Here is an 18,600-nt window from a genome sequence, read left to right as displayed (position 1 = left end):
GGGCCTGCCGTTCGACGTCTTTCCCGGCCCATGAACGGATCGCGAAAGCATGCGTCCGCTGCCCCGGCGCTTGCCCGTTACGCCGAGACCAACGTGTGCAAGCGGGTGCCGGCATTGCCATTGGCCCTACGGCCAAAGGACATGCCGCCTTCCATGCCCAGCACCATGCACCACGCATAATCGGCCGCCACAAAATAATGGTGCTGTGGAATGGACAGCAATGCGTCCAGATGCCTGGCAAACTCCCCAACGGACGCCAGCAGGGCAAACTCGACGGCGTTGTCGCCGATATGAACAGCCTGGCCAGTCAAACCATGCAGCGCCACCATCTCGCCAAAAAAATCGCAGCCGGCGGCCAGTTGACGACCGGCTGCGTTTTCATGGCGCTCGATCGAACCGGGTATGCGGCTCCAGCGTATTTTGGAACCGGCAACGGGATAGCACTGCGCAAGCCTGGAAAAATACCGGGCGCTGTCAGCCTCGACCAGCATGGCCCCTGCCTCTATCGCGCCATGCAAGTGCCTCAGCAATTCCACTTCAAAATAATTTTGCACGCCAGCCATCACGTGTCGCACCGTGCCGCATCGAGGCTGTAGACGACGGAATTCATCGCGGTATGCACAATCTGAAACAACGCGCCGTCCCAGCGGGACTTGCTGAAGTGGGAGGTACGGTCCAGGTAGCCTGGCGTGCTGGTGATGCCGTCGACAGCCAATGGTTTTCCGGCTTTGTCGAAGAGATGGGCTTGCCACACCTCGCCGATGGCCGGGCCCAGGCATCGGTAGACTTCGACGCGATAGTGTTTGTCCGGCGACGAGCGCCATAGTTTGCGCACTGGAATACGGAGTGCGAATGCGCCGTCGCGCACACAGCGTGCCGCTTGATTGACGGCCCCGGCATCCGCATCCCTTGCCAGCCGGAGCAGCACCGCAGTCAGTTCCAGCAGCATGCGTTCCTGTTGTTCGGACGGGGAACAGGCCATGTAGGCGCCGATATCGAAGTCTTCCACATAATAGCTGGTGCAGCCCAGCACCTGGCTGCACTGCGCTTCGCCAGCCGGTTTTTCGCCGAAGATGACGGACAGCAGCGCAGAGCCATCAAGGACGAAATCGGGCGGCAAAAAATGCAGCAGCAATTGCCGCACATGGTGCGCGCTCGGATGGAAAGACCAGGTTCGCTGGTTGGAATAGCTCAGTGGTGTTTCCACTACCCTGATCTCTTTGAGTCGTGCCATAGGATGAATGCCTTTCATGGGCCTGCCTTGCTTGCATCTTCGTCGAACAGGACGGCCTGTCTGGATTATAACAATCGCAGCCAGGACGAGCGCCGGCAGAGAACCGGTGGCCAAGACCGGGCATACATTACGTTTCGGTAATGTAGAAGATCTTTGCTTGACCTTGCCAGCATGCACTTTTATCATCCGTGCATTATTCATTTTACGGAGTCCCACGTGGGTACTTGTTCTAGTGACAGTAGTCGATCTTGTATCGGTGATTGCCTCGGCAGCTAAGCAGCAAGCAACGCGGAAATCCGTTTCCTCCGTGCCTTGCTGAGCAAGGTGCGGTGTCTCGCGCGGCCATTCTGGCTGCGCGCCTCCTCCCTCTTTCCGATCGCGACCGGCTACTGACCCGGATTGCCCGCCAGCACTATTGTGTCCTGGCGGAACGCAAGTCTTGCCTGCGGCTGCGCCGCCCGTCAACACCTCGTCGTGAAAGGAAGAGCATGAATCTCTTCACCCGCTTATTCGAATCGTTCCTGCGCAAGCGCCATACGGCCGGCAACTTCCGCCGCCGCGCCATGCCATTGGAAAACAGCACGGCCCGTCCCGTGCCCGACCACCTGGCGCGCCAGCTGCTGGCCGCCGCCCATGAAGACCTCGACGGCGCCCTGAACCGCCTGCACACGCGCCTGGAAGGCTTGCGCGATGCCGAAGCGCAAGTGATCGGCGCGCAAACGGGGCCGAACGAGGTCGAGCATGAAAAACCGCTGGCCTGGTACCAGCATCTGTGGCTGTGCTACAAGAATCCGTTCAACCTGCTGCTCACCGTGCTGGCCATCGTTTCCTACCTGACGGAAGACCCGAAGGCGACCATCGTCATCGGCACCATGGTGATTCTATCGACCCTGCTGCGCTTCGTGCAGGAAGGCCGCTCGAACCGGGCCGCCGAGCGCCTGAAAGCCATGGTCAGCAATACGGCCACCGTTCTGCGCAATGGCCAGCAGATCGAGCTGCCGATCCGCCAGTTGGTGCAGGGCGACCTCATCGTGCTGTCGGCCGGCGACATGATCCCCGCCGACTGCCGCCTGCTGTCCGCGAAAGACCTGTTCGTCAGCCAGGCCGCCATGACGGGCGAATCCTTGCCCGTGGAAAAGATGGCCGAGCTGGCCGACGGCGCCGGTCGCGACCCGATGGAGCTGGCCAATCTGCTGTTCATGGGCACGAACGTGATCTCGGGCGCCGCCACGGCGCTGGTGCTGGCCACGGGCAACCGCACGTATTTCGGCACCATCGCCACGCGCGTGACGGCCACCGAGCGCACGCCCACCGCCTTCGAGGCGGGCGTGAACAGCGTCAGCTGGCTCTTGATCCGCTTCGCCCTCGTGATGGCGCCGCTCGTGTTCCTCATCAATGGCTGGACCAAGGGTGACTGGATGGAAGCGTTCCTCTTCGCCCTGTCCGTTGCCGTCGGTCTGACGCCGGAAATGCTGCCCATGATCGTCACCAGCACCCTGGCCAAGGGTGCCGTGAAACTGTCGAAAAAGAAAGTCGTCGTCAAGCGCCTGGATGCCATCCAGAACTTCGGCGCCATGGACGTGCTGTGCACGGACAAGACGGGCACCTTGACGCAGGACAAGATCGTGCTCGAACGCCATACCGACGTGTTCGGCCAACCGTCCGACGAAGTGCTGCAATTCGCCTACCTGAACAGCCACTACCAGACGGGCTTGAAAAACCTGCTGGACCGCGCCGTGCTCGACCATGTGGAATTGCAGACGGAAATGCAGCTGGCCCGCGATTATGTGAAAGTCGATGAAATCCCGTTTGATTTCGTGCGCCGCCGCATGTCCGTCGTCGTCTCCGAACGCGACGATCACCATGAGCTGATCTGCAAGGGCGCCGTCGAGGAAATCCTCGCCGCCTGCAGCCACCTGCGCCTGGGCGGCGTGAATATTCCGCTCGACGCGGCCCTGCTGGCCAAGGTGCTGGAAACCACGCACGGCCTGAATGCGGAAGGTTTAAGAGTGGTGGCCGTGGCCGTCAAGGAAGTGCCGCCGCATAAAACCGTGTACGGCGTGGCCGATGAAACGGCGCTCACGCTGATCGGCTATGTCGCGTTTCTCGATCCGCCAAAGGAATCGACGGCGCCCGCCCTGCGCGCGCTGGCGGAACACGGCGTGACCGTGAAAGTATTGACGGGCGACAACCACCTGGTAACGGCAAAGATTTGCCGCGAAGTGGGCCTGGCCGTGCATGGCGTGCTGCAAGGCCCGCAACTGGACGACATGGACGACGCCACCCTGGCCCGCGCGGCCGAAGACAACACCGTATTTGCCAAGCTCAGCCCGCTGCACAAGGAGCGCCTCGTGCGCGCCCTGCGCGGCAATGGCCACATCGTCGGCTTCATGGGCGACGGCATCAATGACGCGCCCGCCCTGCGCGCGGCCGATATCGGCATTTCCGTCGATTCGGCCGTCGATATCGCCAAGGAAGCGGCCGACATCATCCTGCTGGAAAAAAGCCTGATGGTGCTGGAAGAAGGCGTGCTGGAAGGCCGCCGCACCTTCAGCAACATGCTCAAATACATCCGCATGACGGCCAGCTCGAACTTCGGCAATGTGTTTTCCGTGCTGGTGGCCAGCGCCTTTTTACCGTTCCTGCCCATGCTGCCGCTGCACTTGCTGGTGCAAAACCTGCTGTATGACGTGTCGCAGATCGCCATCCCGTTCGACAATGTCGACGCCGAACTGATACAGCAGCCGCTGAGCTGGAACCCGCGCGACATCGGCCGCTTCATGGTGTTTTTTGGGCCCATCAGCTCGATCTTCGACATCAGCACGTTTATTTTGATGTGGCATGTGTTCGGCGCGAATACCCCGGAACAGCAAACCCTGTTCCAGTCCGGCTGGTTCGTCGTGGGGCTGTTGACGCAGACACTGATCGTGCACCTGATCCGCACGCCCAAGCTGCCCTTCATCGACAGCATCGCCTCCGTGCCCCTGCTGGTGGCCACCACCGCCATCATGGCCGTGGGCGTGTTCCTGCCGATGGGTCCGCTCGCGACCTACTTCAAGCTGCAAGCGTTGCCCTTGGGCTACTTCCCCTGGCTGCTGGGCATCCTCGTCTGCTACACCCTGCTGACGACCTTGATGAAACGCTACTATCTGCGCAAATTCGGCTGGCAATAGTATGATGGGCCGCTCTTTCCTCTACACAAGGCGCGCATGAGCGGCTCCCCCTCACCTTCATCCATATCCAAACGCACGCAGGCGCTGCTGCTGTCGGGCCTCGTGTTTCCCGGCAGCGGGCATTTCTTATTAAAACGCCAGGCGCGCGGCTGCCTCTTCCTCGTGCCCGCCCTCATCGCGCTGGTACTCGTATTGCGCCAGATCATGGCACGCTTGGACCAAATAATGGCACAGATCGACAGCGGCGCCCTGCCCCTCGACGTGCAGCTGATCGCGGAAAAAGTCGATGCGCTCTCCGCCAACGACGGCCCCGCCATGACGGTGGCCGTGGGTGTGCTGGTCGCGTGCTGGATCGGCAGCCTGATCGATACCTTGCTGATCAAGCCATGACGGCGGAAGCGCAGGCGCGCAAACAGCGCAAGGAAGCCAGGATGCAGGCGCGCCGCGCGCAACTGGCGCTCAGTCGCCAGGACCACGGCGGCCCGCTGGCCTGGCGCGGCTGGTTCGACGGCTCCGCCCACCCGAACCCGGGCAAGCTGGGCATAGGCGCCCTGCTGCTGGGACCAAACGGCGAGCGTATCGAAGTGAGCGAGGCGGCCGGTTATGGCAGCAGCAGCGATGCGGAATATGCGGCCCTGACGGCCGTGCTGCGCACGGCGCTGGGCGTGCGCCCGCCGCCCGTGCAACTGCTGCTGTACGGCGACAGCCAGGTGGTGATCAATGACGTGCTGGGGACGACGCCGGTCGGCGCCAAGGGACTGGAAGTACAAAGGGCCACCGTGGTGGCCCTGCTGGAACAATTCACGGAGGTGAGCTTGCGCTGGCTGCCGCGCCACAGGAATGGCGAGGCGGACCGGCTGTCGCAGTTGGCGATTGATCGGGGGGCAGACCCGCCGGGTCTGACCCCAGCCGTTACGGGGTAAGCAACTTAAGCGGCGCGGCCGATCCGCAACGCTTCTTGCGGTGCCTTGGCTGCCGGGCGGGCGGTACTATTGACGCCCTTCAAGCCGCTTGCGCCGGCCTGCTGGCCACTCAGTTTAAACACGCTGACCACTTGCGCCAGGTTGTGTGCCTGGTGCTGCATCGATTCGGCGGCCGCCGCCGACTCTTCCACCAGGGCCGCATTTTGTTGCGTGACGGCATCCATCTGGCCGATGGCGCGGTTGATCTCGTCGATGCCCACGCTTTGCTCGCTGCTGGCCGCCGTGATTTCCGTGATGATGTCGCTCACGCGCTGCACGCTGTCGACGATGTCGTTCATGGTCGAACCGGCTTGCGCCACCAGCATGCTGCCCGCGTTGACTTGCTCCACGGAAGCGCCGATCAGGGTCTTGATCTCTTTCGCGGCGCTGGCCGAACGCTGCGCCAGGTTGCGCACCTCGGACGCCACGACGGCGAAGCCACGGCCCTGCTCGCCGGCACGGGCCGCTTCCACGGCCGCATTCAGGGCCAGGATATTCGTCTGGAAGGCGATGCCATCAATGACACTGATGATGTCGACGATCTTGTTCGACGAAGCGTTGATCGATTCCATCGTGCCCACCACCTGCGCCACGACTTCGCCGCCCTTGACGGCCACTTGCGCCGCCGAGGCCGCCAACTGGTTGGCCTGGCGCGCATTGTCCGCATTCTGCTTCACGGTGGAAGTCAGCTCTTCCATCGACGACGCCGTCTCTTCCAGCGAGCCGGCCTGCTCTTCCGTGCGGGAAGACAGGTCCTGGTTGCCGGCGGCAATTTCCGTCGACGAGGTGGCGATGCTGTCCGTACCCGTGCGCACTTCGCTGACGATGTTGAGCAGGCTTGTGTTCATGTCCTTCAACGCTTGCAGCAATTGTCCCGTTTCATCCTTGGCGCTGGCGTCGATCTGCGCCGTCAAGTCGCCATCGGCCACCTTGCGGGCGATGTCCACGGCCGTGCGCAGGGGGCGCACGATGCCCATCGTCAACAGCCAGGCACAGACGACGCCAAAGCCCAGCGCCAGCAGCGCCAGGGTCAGCAGCAAGTTGCGGCTCGTCTTGGCGACCTCGTCGATCTCGCGCGCCGTCGTGTCGATGCTGGCGCGCTGATGCTGCAGCATGTCGTTGACCACTTTCAGGTATTGCGTCGAACCGGGCACGAAGATGCCCTGGAACGCCTTTTCTGCCTCGGCTTCCTGTCCATCGGCCTTCAGCTTCGACACTTGCGCGCGCGAATCGAGGTAAACCTTGCGCTGTTCGCTCACCAGGCGGAACAGTTCCTTTTCTTCCGGGCTGGAAATCAAGGCTTCGATTTTCTTTTGCAACTCACCCGAGACGACGGACGATTGCTTGGCCTCTTCCGCAAAATACGCGCCCAGTGTCGTGTCGCTGCTGCGCGCGATGGCCGTGGTGCGGCGCACGCCGCTGTCGATCTTCGCGTACCAGTCGGAAATATAGCGTTCCTTCGCCAGCGGTAATTCCATCATGGTGCGCGTGGCCATGGCCACATCGTGCAAGCGCCACACGCTGATGCCCGTGATGAGCATGGAAAACAGCAAGATCACGGCAAAACCCAGGCCGAGGCGCACACCAATACTGACGTTTCTTAACAAATTCATGTGAATATCCTAAAAAAGCGGAACCAGACTATATAAAAGGGGACGGCAAAAAGCGGCTGCACGGGCAGCCGCGCGAGCATCAGCGTGTGCCGATGCGCAAGGCGTTTTGTGGCGCCGCCGGGCGTTTCAGTACGTTCGCGCCGCTGACCTTGGCTGGCTGGCCATTGAGCTTGAACACGCTGACGACCTGCGCCAGGTTATGTGCCTGATGCTGCATCGATTCGGCGGCCGCCGCCGACTCTTCCACCAGCGCCGCATTTTGTTGCGTCACGGCATCCATCTGCCCGATGGCGCGGTTGATCTCGTCGATGCCCACGCTTTGCTCGCTGCTGGCCGCCGTGATTTCCGTGATGATGTCGCTCACGCGCTGCACGCTGTCGACGATGTCGTTCATGGTCGAACCGGCTTGCGCCACCAGCATGCTGCCCGCGTTGACTTGCTCGACGGACGCGCCGATCAGGGTCTTGATCTCTTTCGCGGCGCTGGCCGAACGCTGCGCCAGGTTGCGCACCTCGGACGCCACGACGGCGAAGCCACGGCCCTGCTCGCCGGCACGCGCCGCTTCCACGGCCGCATTCAAGGCCAGGATATTCGTCTGGAAGGCGATGCCGTCAATCACGCTGATGATGTCGACGATCTTGTTTGACGACGCATTGATCGATTCCATCGTGCCCACCACCTGCGCCACGACTTCGCCGCCCTTGACGGCCACTTGCGCCGCCGAGGCCGCCAACTGGTTGGCCTGGCGCGCATTGTCCGCATTCTGTTTCACGGTGGAAGTCAGCTCTTCCATCGACGACGCCGTCTCTTCCAGCGAGCCGGCCTGCTCTTCCGTGCGGGAAGACAGGTCCTGGTTGCCGGCGGCAATCTGCGTCGACGACGTGGCGATGCTGTCCGTGCCGCTGCGCACTTCGCCGACGATGTTGAGCAGGCTCGTGTTCATGTCCTTCAACGCTTGCAGCAATTGTCCCGTTTCATCCTTGGCGCTGGCGTCGATCTGTGCCGTCAAGTCGCCATCGGCCACCTTGCGGGCGATGTCCACGGCCGTGCGCAGAGGACGCACGATGCCCATCGTCAAGACCCAGGCGCAGACGACGCCAAAAGCCAGCGCCAGCGCGGCCAGCACCAGCATCAGGTTGCGGCTGGTATTGGCGACGGCGTCGATCTCGCGCGCCGTCGTGTCGATCGTGGCGCGCTGGTGTTCCAGCAAGTCCGAGACCATCTTCTGGTATTTCGCGGCGGCCGGCACGAAGGTCTTTTCAAACACCTCGTTGGCGGCCTCGACCTGCGCTTCGCCCTTCAGCTTGTAGACCTGGTCGCGCGAGCCGATGTACACCTTGCGCTGTTCCAGCAAGCCCGCGAACATGGCTTTTTCCTCGGGCTTGTCGATCAGCGCCTCGATTTTCTTTTGCAGCTCCGCCGAGCTGGACGACGAGACTTTCGATTCTTCGGCGAAATAGCCACTGAGCGACGTGTCGCTGCTGCGGGCAATGGCGATGGTGCGGCGCACGGCGCTGTCGATACGGCCATACCAGTCGGAAATATAGCGTTCCTTGGCCAGCGGTTGCTCCATCATGACGCGCGTGGCGCTGGCCACGTCGTGCAGGCGCCAGACGCTGATGCCCGTAATGAGCATGGAAAACAGCAAAATCACGGCAAAACCGAGTCCGAGGCGGACACCGATGCTGACGTTGCGTAATACATTCATGTGACTATCCTAAAGAGCCCTGATGCCATGGCTGGCAGTTTCGCGCTGTGCGGGCTGGCTGCCATGGCGAAACGGGCGTAAAAAGTAAAACTGATGTGAAACTGGCGCACGGTTCAGCTGAACCGTGCGCCAGGAAAGGCGTTAGCGTGCGCCTTGCAGAAATACCAAGCAATGTCGAGAGTCAATTGTTTCCAACAAACTTAGCCGACTGACCTTCAGCAAAAACTTAGGCGGCAAGCTTCTCGATGAGGCCCATGTCGGCGCTGGACATCAGCTGGTCGATATCGACCAGAATCAACATGCGCTCGTCGATGGTGCCCAAGCCGATCACGTACTCCGTGTTGATCGAACGGCCCATGTCCGGCGCCGGCTTGATCTGTTCCGGCATCAGGGTGGTGACGTCGGAGACGCGGTCGACGACCATGCCGACGACGCGGTTGCCGATATTGAGGATGATGACGACGGTGAACTGGTCATAGCTGGGCGTGCCCAGGTTGAACTTGATGCGCATGTCGACGATCGGCACGATGATGCCGCGCAGGTTGACCACGCCCTTGACGAACTCGGGGGCGTTGGCGATGCGGGTCGGCGTTTCATAGCTGCGGATTTCGCTGACTTTCTGGATGTCGATGCCATACTCTTCCTGGCCCAGGGTAAAGGCCAGGTATTCGGCAGCCTTGGCAACGGTTGCGCCGGTGTCGCTGGAATTGGTGTTCATGATAATCCTTTAGTTAACTCGCCTGGGGCGCAGGCCAAGCATGCACGACGGCATGGCAGCCACTTGTATGTTTTTGCAAATACTTTCTCGCAATTAGCTTATGCCTCTAATTTCCGTGCGGCAATGTTACCCCATGTAAATTTTACATGCACTAAAAAAGAGCGGTCACCTGACCAAATCTTTTCACAAATGCAAGTTGTGTGGTGAATACGGCACGCAGCAGTGCCAGGCTTGCCACCGCACGCGGCGACGTTTTATGCCACACTGGCGGCCCCTGCTTTTTACAACTTTGCACCATGCACTCTTTGCTTTCTCAATGGCAGCCACGCCTGCTGGCGCTGGCCTCGGCCGGCCTGGGCGATGACAGCGCCCACGACCTCAACCACCTGCACCGCGTCTGGCGCAATGCCAGCGCCCTGCTGCGGGACCACGTGGAAGCGGACACCCTCACCGTGATGGCCGCCTGCTACCTGCACGACCTGGTCAACTTGCCGAAAAACCACCCGGAACGCCATCTGGCCTCGCGCCAGGCGGCCGCGCTGGCGTGCCGCCAGCTGGCGGAACTGGATTTTCCACCAGAAAAACTGGCCGGCGTGGCCCACGCCATCGAGACGCACAGTTTTTCCGCCAATCTGCCGCCGCACACGATCGAAGCGCAAATCGTGCAAGATGCCGACCGCATCGACGCGCTGGGCGCCGTGGGGCTGGCGCGCCTGTTTTACACGGCCGCGCGCATGGAGAGCGCGCTGGCGCATGGCAGCGATCCGCTGGCCCGGCATCGCGAACTCGACGACAAGGCATACGCGCTCGACCATATCGTCACCAAGCTCGACAAACTGCCCGGCAAGATGCAGACGGCGGCCGGCCGCGCCCTGGCCGAACAGCGGCTGGCCGTGCTGACGGATTTCCGCGCCGCCTTTGCCGACGAATGGGGAATTGCGCACTGACATGGGTGGCGATAGCCAGCATGGCCCATGCTGTCTATAATGCAAGCCTCAGCTATCGCGCCGCGCGCCAGCAGGAACCTGCAACGCGCCGGCGCTTTGCCAACGCGCCGAAAGCATGCATGTCCGATAAAACCAGCCCCGACAGCCACTCCCCGTCCGCCGCCGCGCCCGCGCGCGCCGGCAACCTCAATTTCATCCTCGTCTGCGTCTTCATCGACATGCTGGGCATCGGCCTGGTGGTGCCCGTGCTGCCCATCCTGATCGGCGACTTTGTCAGCGGCAAGGATGAGCAAGCGTTCTGGTACGGCATCATGGCGGCCGTGTTCGGCTTGCTGCAATTCATCTTCATGCCCATGCTGGGCGCCATCAGCGACCGCGTGGGACGCCGTCCCGTGCTGCTGTACTCGATGGCCGGCATGGGCATCAACTTCCTCGCCACGGGCTGGGCGCCAAACCTGGCCTGCCTGTTCATCGGCCGCATCATCGGCGGCGTCTCGTCGGCCAGCATGTCGGTCGCGTCCGCCTACGCTTCCGACGTTTCCACGCCCGACAACCGCGCCAAGAGTTTCGGCAAGATCGGCGCGGCCTTTGGCCTGGGCTTCATTTGCGGGCCCATGCTGGGCGGCCTGCTGGGCGAGATCAATCTGCACCTGCCGTTTTACGTGGCGGCGGGCCTGTCGGCGGCCAATTTCATCTACGGCTATTTCTGCGTGCCCGAATCGCTGCAGCCGGGTCCCCGCGCCCCCTTCACCCTGTCGCGCATCAACCCGTTTGCCGCCCTGCTCAAGCTGGTGCGCCGCGTGGAAATCCGCGGCCTGGTGCTGGCCTTCGGCCTGATGACGTTTGCGCAAATGATGCTCAACACCACCTGGGTGCTGTACACGCATTTCCGCTTCGACTGGACGCCGCGCCAGAACGGCATCGCCCTGTTCTGCGTGGGCCTGTGCGCGGCCGTCGTGCAGGCGGGCTTGCTGGGCATACTCATCAAGCGTTTTGGCGAAGTGCGGCTGTCCCTGCTGGGCATGGCGTCGGGCGCGCTCACCTATTTGCTGTACGGCCTGGCGACGCAGGGCTGGATGATGTATGCGCTGATCCTGTGCAACCTGCTGGCCTTTGCCGCCGGACCGGCCCTGCAAGGCATCATCTCGAAGTCATCGAACGCCAGCGAACAGGGCGAACTGATGGGTTCCCTGCAATCGATCAGCAGCCTGGGCATTATCATCATGCCTTTGCTCGGCAGCATGATCCTCGGTGAAGTGAGCCACTTGCCGCCGCAAGACTGGCGCATCGGCAGCACCTTCTTCCTGTGCGCCATCATGCAAACCCTGGGCATCGTGGTGGCCTGGCGCTACTTCAAGGCACAACGCCAGGCAAGACTTGTGGTTTCCACCACAAAGTAGTCGGCAGGATAATATTGCATTTGAGAAATAAATAGGCGAGAATGGGATAATCAAGCGGACGTTGCCAACGCCCGCGATACGATGGTGAGCAAGGATGGGTATGACTGACTTTTATTCCAGCGCCTGGCGCCGAACCGTGGCCATGCTGGCGCTGGCGCTGCCGTCGCTGGCGGGCGCACAATGCTCGCGCGACATCCAGGTACCCGTCTCGGCCATCGGCGCCAGCGTGGTGGTCACTGGCGCCACCATCAGCGGCATCTATCCCGACTTGCTGCGCAGCATGGGCGCCAAGCTCGGCTGCAATTTCATCTTCACGGCCGTGCCCCGCGCGCGCCTGGAAGCGATGTTCGAGGCGGGCAAGGCCGACTTGCTGATCCCGGCCAGCAGCACCTTGCGGCGCGACCAGCACGGCCTGTTCATCCCCATGCTGGGCAGCCGTCCGCTGCTGATTTCGCTGCAGGGCGCGCGCGCGCCCATCAACACCATGCAGGAATTGATCGAGCGGCGCGAATTGCGCGTGGCGCTCGTGCGCGGCTACGACTATGGCGCACCGTACCAGGCGCTGGCGAAGGAGCTGAGCAGCCAGGGACGCCTGTTCTACGAAGTCGACGCGCTGTCCGTGGCGCGCCTGATGCAAAGCGGCTTCATCGATGCCACCATCATGGCGCCCACCATCCTGGCCGGCGTGGCGCAAAACGATGCGCGCGTGTATGGCCTGGCCGACCGCCTGCGCCTGGAAGCGCTGCCCGAGCTGCCGTGGGGCATGAGCGGCGTCTACCTGTCGCGCAAGTCGCTCACGGCGGAAGACCAGGCGACCCTGCGCGACCTGCTGGACAAGGCGGGCCGCTCGGGCACCGTGATGGACGCCTTCCAGCGCCATCACCGCCAGGAATTGCTCTCGCTCAGCATCCGTCCGCGCTAAGGACCCAGGCATGTCAGGTCTGGTCGTCGCCGTCGTGCTGTTTGCCGCCCTGCTGCACGCCAGCTGGAACGCCATCGTCAAGTCGGGCAAGGATACCTTTCTCAGCACCGTACTCGTCTCCGTGGGCGCGGCCCTGATCTCGCTGGCCGTGCTGCCCTTTGTCGAGGCTCCCGCACCGGCCAGCTGGCCCTACCTGCTTGCCTCGGCCGTGGCACAGCTGGCCTATTACTCGCTGCTGGCGGCCGCCTACAGGGCGGGCGACATGAGCCATGCCTACCCCCTGATGCGCGGCAGCGCGCCGCTCATCGTGGCACTGGCCAGCTGGCCGCTGATCGGCGAACGGCTGTCTTCCATGCAGATGGGCGCCGTCGCCTGCATCTGCGCGGGCATCTTCGCACTGTATTTCGCCGCGCGCCTGCCCGCCACGGCCGCCGTGCGGAAAAACACGGGACGCGCCACCGCCTTTGCGCTGGTCAACGCCTGCGTCATCGCCAGCTATACCTTGATCGACGGCATCGGCGTGCGCCTGTCCGGCGCGCCGGCCGCCTACACCATGTGGATTTTTGTCTTGAACGGCGCGGGGCTATTGCTGTGGACGGTGCTGCGCCGCCCCGCCGACCTGCTTGCCTATGCGCAAACGCAATGGCGGCTGGCCGCCTTCGGCGGTGTCGGCACCCTCGCTTCGTACGGGCTGGCCCTGTGGGCCATGACGCAGGCGCCCGTGGCCGCCATCGCGGCCCTGCGCGAAACGTCGATTTTATTCGCCATCGCCATCGCGGCCCTGTTCCTGCGCGAAAAAATCAGCCCCCGCCGCTACCTGGCCATCGGCCTGATCGCGGCGGGCGCCATCCTGATGCGAATCGCTTAGCGCGCGTCGAGCGGCGCAATCGGCAACTCGATGGCGCTGGCCGCCCCTGCCGCGTGGTACACGCGCTGCGTCGCCTTTCTATAATGGCCCGGGTCGGCCAGGAAGATGTTCGGCACGTAGTTTTGCGGGTTGCGGTCGTACAGGGGGAACCAGCTCGACTGCACTTGCACGGCGATGCGGTGGCCGGGCAGGAAGACGTGATTCGCGTTCGGCAAAGCGAAGCGGTAGCGTTCCACCTTGCCCGCCGGTATCGGCGTCGGGTGCTCGAAGCTGTCGCGGTAGCGGCCGCGGAAGATATCCATCGCCACGCCCAGCTGGTAGCCGCCCATGGCCGGCTGCGACGGCACCTCGTCCGGATACACGTCGATCAGTTTCACCACCCAATCGGCATCCGTGCCGCTGGTGGAGGCAAACAGGTTGACCATCGGCGCGCCGGCGATGCGCACGGCCGTTTTCAACGGTTCGGAAACATAGCTGAGCACGTCCGTGCGGTCGGCATAGCCGCGCTGGTCGCTGACCAGCCATGGCTTCCACACATCGGGGTCCATGAGGCGCACGGGACGCGCCACGAAAGGCACGGGCTTGGCGGGATCGGCCACGTATTCATCGAAGGCGCCTTCCGCCGCATCCGCAGCGCCCGCTGGCGCCGCAAAACCCAGCCTGGAACCGTCCTGCAGGTAGATCTGCGTCAGTTTCGTCTCGCACGTCTCGCAGGCCAGCGGCCACTGCTGCAGGCGCTGCCACTGGTTGGTGCCGGTCTGGTACGACACCACGGGCGCCGTGTTCGCTTCCGGCGCGCCATCCTTCAGGTATTGATTGAGGAATGGCTGCATGACTTTTTCGCGGAACTGGCGCGCCGTGTCGCCGTCGAATTTCAAGGCACCCAGGCTGGAACCGTCATAGTTGACGCCGCTATGGCGCCACGGGCCGATGGCCAGGTAATTGAGGTTGTTGCGCTTGTCACGCCCCTCCATCGCCGTGTAGCTGGCGTACGGCCCATAGATATCTTCCTGGTCCCATTGCCCCACCACGTGCATGGTCGGCACGATCAAGGGGCGTTTCGCCAGGATTTTATCCAGCGCCTGCTCCTGCCAGTAACTGTCGTAGGCCGGGTGTTCGAACAGCTTTTTCGTGTAGGTCAGCTTGTCGATGCCGAACTTCTTCGCGTAATCGCCGGCCGAGCCGATGCGCAGATAGGCATCGTATTCGTCATACACGCCCAGCGCCGGCGCCTCGCTACTGCCGCGCGCGCTGGTCTGCCACGCCAGGTAAGACAGGCTCGGCATGCGGAAGGCGCCGTTGTGGAACCAGTCGTCGCCGCGCCAGCCATCGACCATGGCGCTCATGGGGATGGCCACCTTCAGGGCCGGATGCGGGTCGACCAGGGCCATCAGCACCGTATGGCCCTCGTACGAGGAACCCAGCATGCCCACCTTGCCATTGCTTTCCGGCACGTTCTTCACCAGCCAGTCGATGGTGTCCCACGCGTCCGTGACGTTATCGACCTTGGTATGGTTCAACGGTCCGCGCACGGGGCGCGTCATGACGTAATCGCCTTCCGATCCATGCTTGCCGCGCACGTCCTGGAACACGCGGATATAGCCATTCTCCACCAGGGTGTCGTCGCCTTGCGGCAAGGTGGTCAGCATGCTGGGGCTGCTCGCGCGCTGGGCGCGGCGGGCCGCGTTGTACGGCGTGCGCGTGAGCATGATCGGCGCCCGTTTGGCGTCTTTCGGCACGATGATCACCGTGTACAGCTTGACGCCGTCGCGCATGGGGATCATCACCACGCGCTTGACGTAATCATTGACATCGGGCATCACCAGCTTGGCGCCGATATCGGGCGTCATCGGCGGCGTTTGCGCCATCGCGGGGGAAATAAACAGGGAACTCACTACAAGGGCCAGGCCGGTGAGCCGGACGGGGGACGACACGCGCATACTGTTCTCCAATGATTCATGCCACGCAAAAGTGGCCGAACGGCAATAGTACCCGGAAAGCAATTTTTGCAGTAGGCAAGCGCCTGACGCGGCGCGGCAGATAAATCGGGGTGCAACTTGACAGAACGCGCACGAACTGCAACCATAACGCCATGAAATTTATCCCGTCACAACACGCCTGCTTGAATTGGTGGTCCCGCTCACTTTCGCGCGGCCACTGCATAGTGATGTGAATTTGATCCACGCCGCCTCGATCGGTGGCGTAACAGGCTCAGCCTGGATCATCCCCGATGCAGGCGGCTCAAAAGGAAACTTGATGAGCTTGCCTAACACTCCCGACACCCCCGATACCGACAACGCCCCGGCCGCGCCATTGTCCGCTGCCGCCATCGCTTCGCAATCCGTGATCCTGACGGGCGACCGCCCGACCGGCCCCTTGCACCTGGGCCACTACGTGGGCAGCCTGCGCGACCGCGTGCGCTACCAGAACAGCTACAAGCAATTCATCATGCTGGCCGACGCGCAGGCGTTGACGGACAATATGGATGACATCGACAAGGTGCACCGCAACGTCGTCGAAGTGGCGCTCGACTACCTGGCCGTCGGCATCGACCCGAGCAAGACCACGGTCTTCATCCAGTCGCAAATCCCGGAACTGGCCGAGCTGACCTTTTACTACCTGAACATCGTCACCGTCGCGCGCCTCGAGCGCAACCCCACCGTCAAGGAAGAAATCCGCCTGCGCGGCTTCGAACGCGACATCCCGGCCGGCTTCCTGACCTACCCTGCCAGCCAGGCGGCCGACATCACGGCCTTCAAGGCGGGCGTGGTGCCCGTGGGCGAAGACCAGATCCCGATGATCGAGCAGACGAATGAAATCGTGCGCCGCTTCAACCGCATGTACAACCGCGAAGTGCTGATGGAATGCAAGGCGCTGGTGCCGGACATCGGCCGCCTGCCCGGCATCGACGGCAAGGCGAAGATGAGCAAGTCGCTGGGCAATACCATCAACCTGGGCGCGACCGCGGCCGAAATCACGGCCGCCGTGAAAAAAGTCTACACCGACCCGCTGCACCTGCGCGTGGAAGACCCGGGCCACCTGGAAGGCAACATCGCCTTTACCTACCTCGATGCGTTCGATCCGGAAAAAGCGGCGCTGGCCGACATGAAAGCCCATTACGTGCGCGGCGGCCTGGGCGACAGCATCGTCAAGAAGCGCCTGGACCTGGTCTTGCAGGAAATGCTGGCGCCGATCCGCGCCTGCCGCGAAGAGTTCGCCAAGGACAAGGGACAAGTCATCCAGATGTTGAAAGAAGGCACGTTCCGCGCACGCGAAGTGGCGGCGCGCACGGCCGATGAAGTCAAGTCGGCGCTGGGCCTCAATTACTTCTGATAGCTGACCGTAATAGCAAACTGATATAGCAAACTGATGCGCCCAGGCGGAGTCGGGTAAAATCCCGCTTTCGCCTGGGCGCAATTCGTTTGTCACCGTGGCATCAGCAATCCGTAGAGAGACACCGCGCCATGACCGATACCCCTATCGAACAACTGCTGCAGCAGCATTTTTCCATCGATGCGCTGCAAGGCTCGCCCGCGCCACTGCGGCAGGCGCTGGGCATGCTGGGCGGCTGGCTGGCCGCCGAACGCGACACGGCCTATCCGCACACGCCGTATGCGGAACTGCTGACGCAACTGTCCGACACCTGCCTGCCCGCGCACGGCATGCCCGTGGCGGATTTCCTGCACGAGCTCGATACCACGGTGCTGGCCAATACGGCCCAGCTGAACCACCCACAATACATCGGCCACATGACGCAGGCCTTGCCCTGGATCAGCGTGCTGGCCGAAGCGTTTACGGCCACCCTGAACCAGAACCAGGTCAAGATCGAAACGGCGTATGTGTCGAGCCTGATCGAAAAGCAGATCCTCGGCTGGCTGCACCGCCAGGTGTATCAGCAGCCGGACGCTGTCTACACGCAGGCCATGGCCGCCACCAGCGGCGCGCTGGGCAATGTCGTCAATGGCGGCACCATGGGCAATCTGACGGCGCTGGCCGTGGCGCTGGAACAGCAACTGCCCGGCACGCGCAAGCGCGGTTTGTTTGCCGCCATGCAGGAATCCGGCTACGCGGGGCTGGCCGTGATCGGCTCGGCCCGCAGCCATTATTCCGTGAAAAAGGCGCTGGCGACCCTGGGCCTCGGCGAAAATGCCTTGCACCTGGTGGCCGTCGACCGCGACAACCGCATCGACGTCGCCGCACTGGAAGCGACGATTGCCGACTTGAAATTGCGCAAGATCAAGGTCGTCGCCATGATCGGCATCGCTGGCACGACGGAAACGGGCGCCATCGACCCGCTGGCCGCCATGGCGGCCATTGCCGCGCGGGAGTCCATCTGGTTCCATGTGGATGCGGCCTGGGGCGGAGCGCTCTTGATCGCGGAACAGTACCGCGCGCTGTACGACGGGATTGCCTTGGCCGACTCCGTCGTCATCGACGGACATAAACTGCTGTGGGTGCCGATGGCGCAAAGCATGGTGCTGTTCAAGGACAGCGCCAGCCTGAACCTGCTGAAGCATAACGCCAACTACATCTTGCGTGACAACTCGGGCGACCTGGGCCAGACGTCGCTGGAAGGCTCGCGCCGCTTCGACGCCTTGAAACTGTGGACCTCGTTCAAGGTGCTCGGTGTGTCCGGCTACACGACCCTGCTGCGGCAGGCGGCCACCCTGTCCGGCCAGTTGCAGCAGCTCTTGGCCGACCAGCACGATTTTGAGCTCGTCACGCGCTCCGACACCTTCATTCTGACTTACCGCTACGTGCCCACGCACTTGCGCCAGCGCATGGAGGCCTTGCTGGCCAGCGGGCAGGTGGATGCGGCGACCGAATTGAACAAGCAATTGAACACGTTGAACGCCAAGCTGCAAAACCGGCAAAAGGCGCAGGGCCACAGCTTTGTGTCGCGCACGGTGCTCGAATCGACGCGCTACCCCGGCCCGACCAACGTGCTGCGCGTGGTCATGACGAATGTCAAGACGCGCCCCCACCACCTGCGCGCCATCCTGGCCGAGCAGCGCGCCATCGGCCAGGCGCTGGTGGCCGAACTGGGCCTGTAAG

At 62.8% G+C, this 18,600-nt stretch carries 15 protein-coding genes; 9 read left to right on the top strand and 6 right to left on the bottom strand.

Translation table 11 applies throughout. The features are described from left to right. Positions 1 to 77: 77 nt before the first annotated feature. Both GCN78_RS16410 and GCN78_RS16405 read right to left on the bottom strand, forming a co-directional pair. Positions 78 to 563: a hypothetical protein gene (locus GCN78_RS16410; protein WP_152252645.1), complete on the bottom strand. Its 486-nt coding sequence runs from the start codon at positions 561 to 563 to the stop codon at positions 78 to 80. Next, positions 563 to 1,252 (bottom strand): hypothetical protein, encoded by a 690-nt coding sequence (locus GCN78_RS16405; protein ID WP_152252644.1) that lies wholly within the window; start codon positions 1,250 to 1,252, stop codon positions 563 to 565. Before GCN78_RS16405 ends, GCN78_RS16410 begins: the two co-directional genes overlap by 1 nt. Before the next feature lie 470 nt (positions 1,253 to 1,722). On the opposite strand from GCN78_RS16405, the gene mgtA reads away from it, so the two are divergent. From mgtA to GCN78_RS16390, 3 genes are read left to right on the top strand one after another with little or no spacing between them, the layout of a single operon-like run. Then, positions 1,723 to 4,407, top strand: a complete 2,685-nt coding sequence (gene mgtA / locus GCN78_RS16400; protein WP_152252643.1) for a magnesium-translocating P-type ATPase — start codon at positions 1,723 to 1,725, stop codon at positions 4,405 to 4,407. A gap of 36 nt (positions 4,408 to 4,443) precedes the next feature. Continuing rightward, on the top strand, positions 4,444 to 4,797 hold the full coding sequence (locus GCN78_RS16395) for a hypothetical protein (protein WP_152252642.1): 354 nt from the start codon (positions 4,444 to 4,446) through the stop codon (positions 4,795 to 4,797). Beyond that, a complete protein-coding gene (locus tag GCN78_RS16390; RefSeq protein WP_152252641.1) occupies positions 4,794 to 5,330 on the top strand; it encodes a ribonuclease HI family protein in 537 nt (178 codons plus the stop codon). Before GCN78_RS16395 ends, GCN78_RS16390 begins: the two co-directional genes overlap by 4 nt. Positions 5,331 to 5,335: 5 nt before the next feature. Here the strand turns inward: GCN78_RS16390 and GCN78_RS16385 are convergent, their stop codons facing one another. The 3 genes from GCN78_RS16385 to GCN78_RS16375 all read right to left on the bottom strand — a co-directional run bounded on the left by GCN78_RS16385 (position 5,336) and on the right by GCN78_RS16375 (position 9,408). Further along, positions 5,336 to 6,982, bottom strand: coding sequence for a methyl-accepting chemotaxis protein (locus GCN78_RS16385; RefSeq protein WP_152252640.1), 1,647 nt, complete (start codon positions 6,980 to 6,982; stop codon positions 5,336 to 5,338). Between the two features lie 79 nt (positions 6,983 to 7,061). Next, positions 7,062 to 8,690, bottom strand: coding sequence for a methyl-accepting chemotaxis protein (locus tag GCN78_RS16380; protein ID WP_152252639.1), 1,629 nt, complete (start codon positions 8,688 to 8,690; stop codon positions 7,062 to 7,064). Positions 8,691 to 8,916: 226 nt separating this feature from the next. Further along, the gene (locus GCN78_RS16375; protein WP_034752308.1) at positions 8,917 to 9,408 is read right to left on the bottom strand and encodes a chemotaxis protein CheW; all 492 of its coding nucleotides are present in this window, start codon (positions 9,406 to 9,408) and stop codon (positions 8,917 to 8,919) included. A gap of 296 nt (positions 9,409 to 9,704) precedes the next feature. On the opposite strand from GCN78_RS16375, the gene GCN78_RS16370 reads away from it, so the two are divergent. From GCN78_RS16370 to GCN78_RS16355, 4 genes are all read left to right on the top strand, one after another. Next, entirely contained in the window at positions 9,705 to 10,355 is a 651-nt protein-coding gene (locus GCN78_RS16370; RefSeq protein WP_152252638.1) for an HD domain-containing protein, read from the top strand. A gap of 119 nt (positions 10,356 to 10,474) precedes the next feature. Beyond that, positions 10,475 to 11,755, top strand: a complete 1,281-nt coding sequence (locus tag GCN78_RS16365; RefSeq protein WP_152252637.1) for a TCR/Tet family MFS transporter — start codon at positions 10,475 to 10,477, stop codon at positions 11,753 to 11,755. 100 nt (positions 11,756 to 11,855) lie between these two features. Then, positions 11,856 to 12,677: a substrate-binding periplasmic protein gene (locus GCN78_RS16360; protein ID WP_152252636.1), complete on the top strand. Its 822-nt coding sequence runs from the start codon at positions 11,856 to 11,858 to the stop codon at positions 12,675 to 12,677. A gap of 10 nt (positions 12,678 to 12,687) precedes the next feature. After that, positions 12,688 to 13,545 (top strand): DMT family transporter, encoded by an 858-nt coding sequence (locus GCN78_RS16355; protein ID WP_152252635.1) that lies wholly within the window; start codon positions 12,688 to 12,690, stop codon positions 13,543 to 13,545. Here the strand turns inward: GCN78_RS16355 and GCN78_RS16350 are convergent. After that, entirely contained in the window at positions 13,542 to 15,485 is a 1,944-nt protein-coding gene (locus GCN78_RS16350; RefSeq protein WP_152252634.1) for a CocE/NonD family hydrolase, read from the bottom strand. The two genes, GCN78_RS16355 and GCN78_RS16350, sit on opposite strands and share 4 nt — an antisense overlap. Positions 15,486 to 15,801: 316 nt before the next feature. Here GCN78_RS16350 and trpS point away from each other — a divergent pair, with 316 nt between their 5' ends. Beyond that, positions 15,802 to 16,878 (top strand): tryptophan--tRNA ligase, encoded by a 1,077-nt coding sequence (gene trpS, locus GCN78_RS16345; RefSeq protein ID WP_226939670.1) that lies wholly within the window; start codon positions 15,802 to 15,804, stop codon positions 16,876 to 16,878. A 131-nt stretch (positions 16,879 to 17,009) separates the two neighbouring features. Then, a complete protein-coding gene (locus GCN78_RS16340) occupies positions 17,010 to 18,599 on the top strand; it encodes a pyridoxal-dependent decarboxylase (protein WP_152252633.1) in 1,590 nt (529 codons plus the stop codon). Position 18,600: the final 1 nt, after the last annotated feature.

This window comes from Janthinobacterium rivuli (assembly GCF_009208735.1).
GTDB lineage: Bacteria > Pseudomonadota > Gammaproteobacteria > Burkholderiales > Burkholderiaceae_D > Janthinobacterium.
The sequence above is the reverse complement of the archived record's forward strand: the minus strand, read 5'-3'. Positions and strand labels throughout refer to the sequence as shown.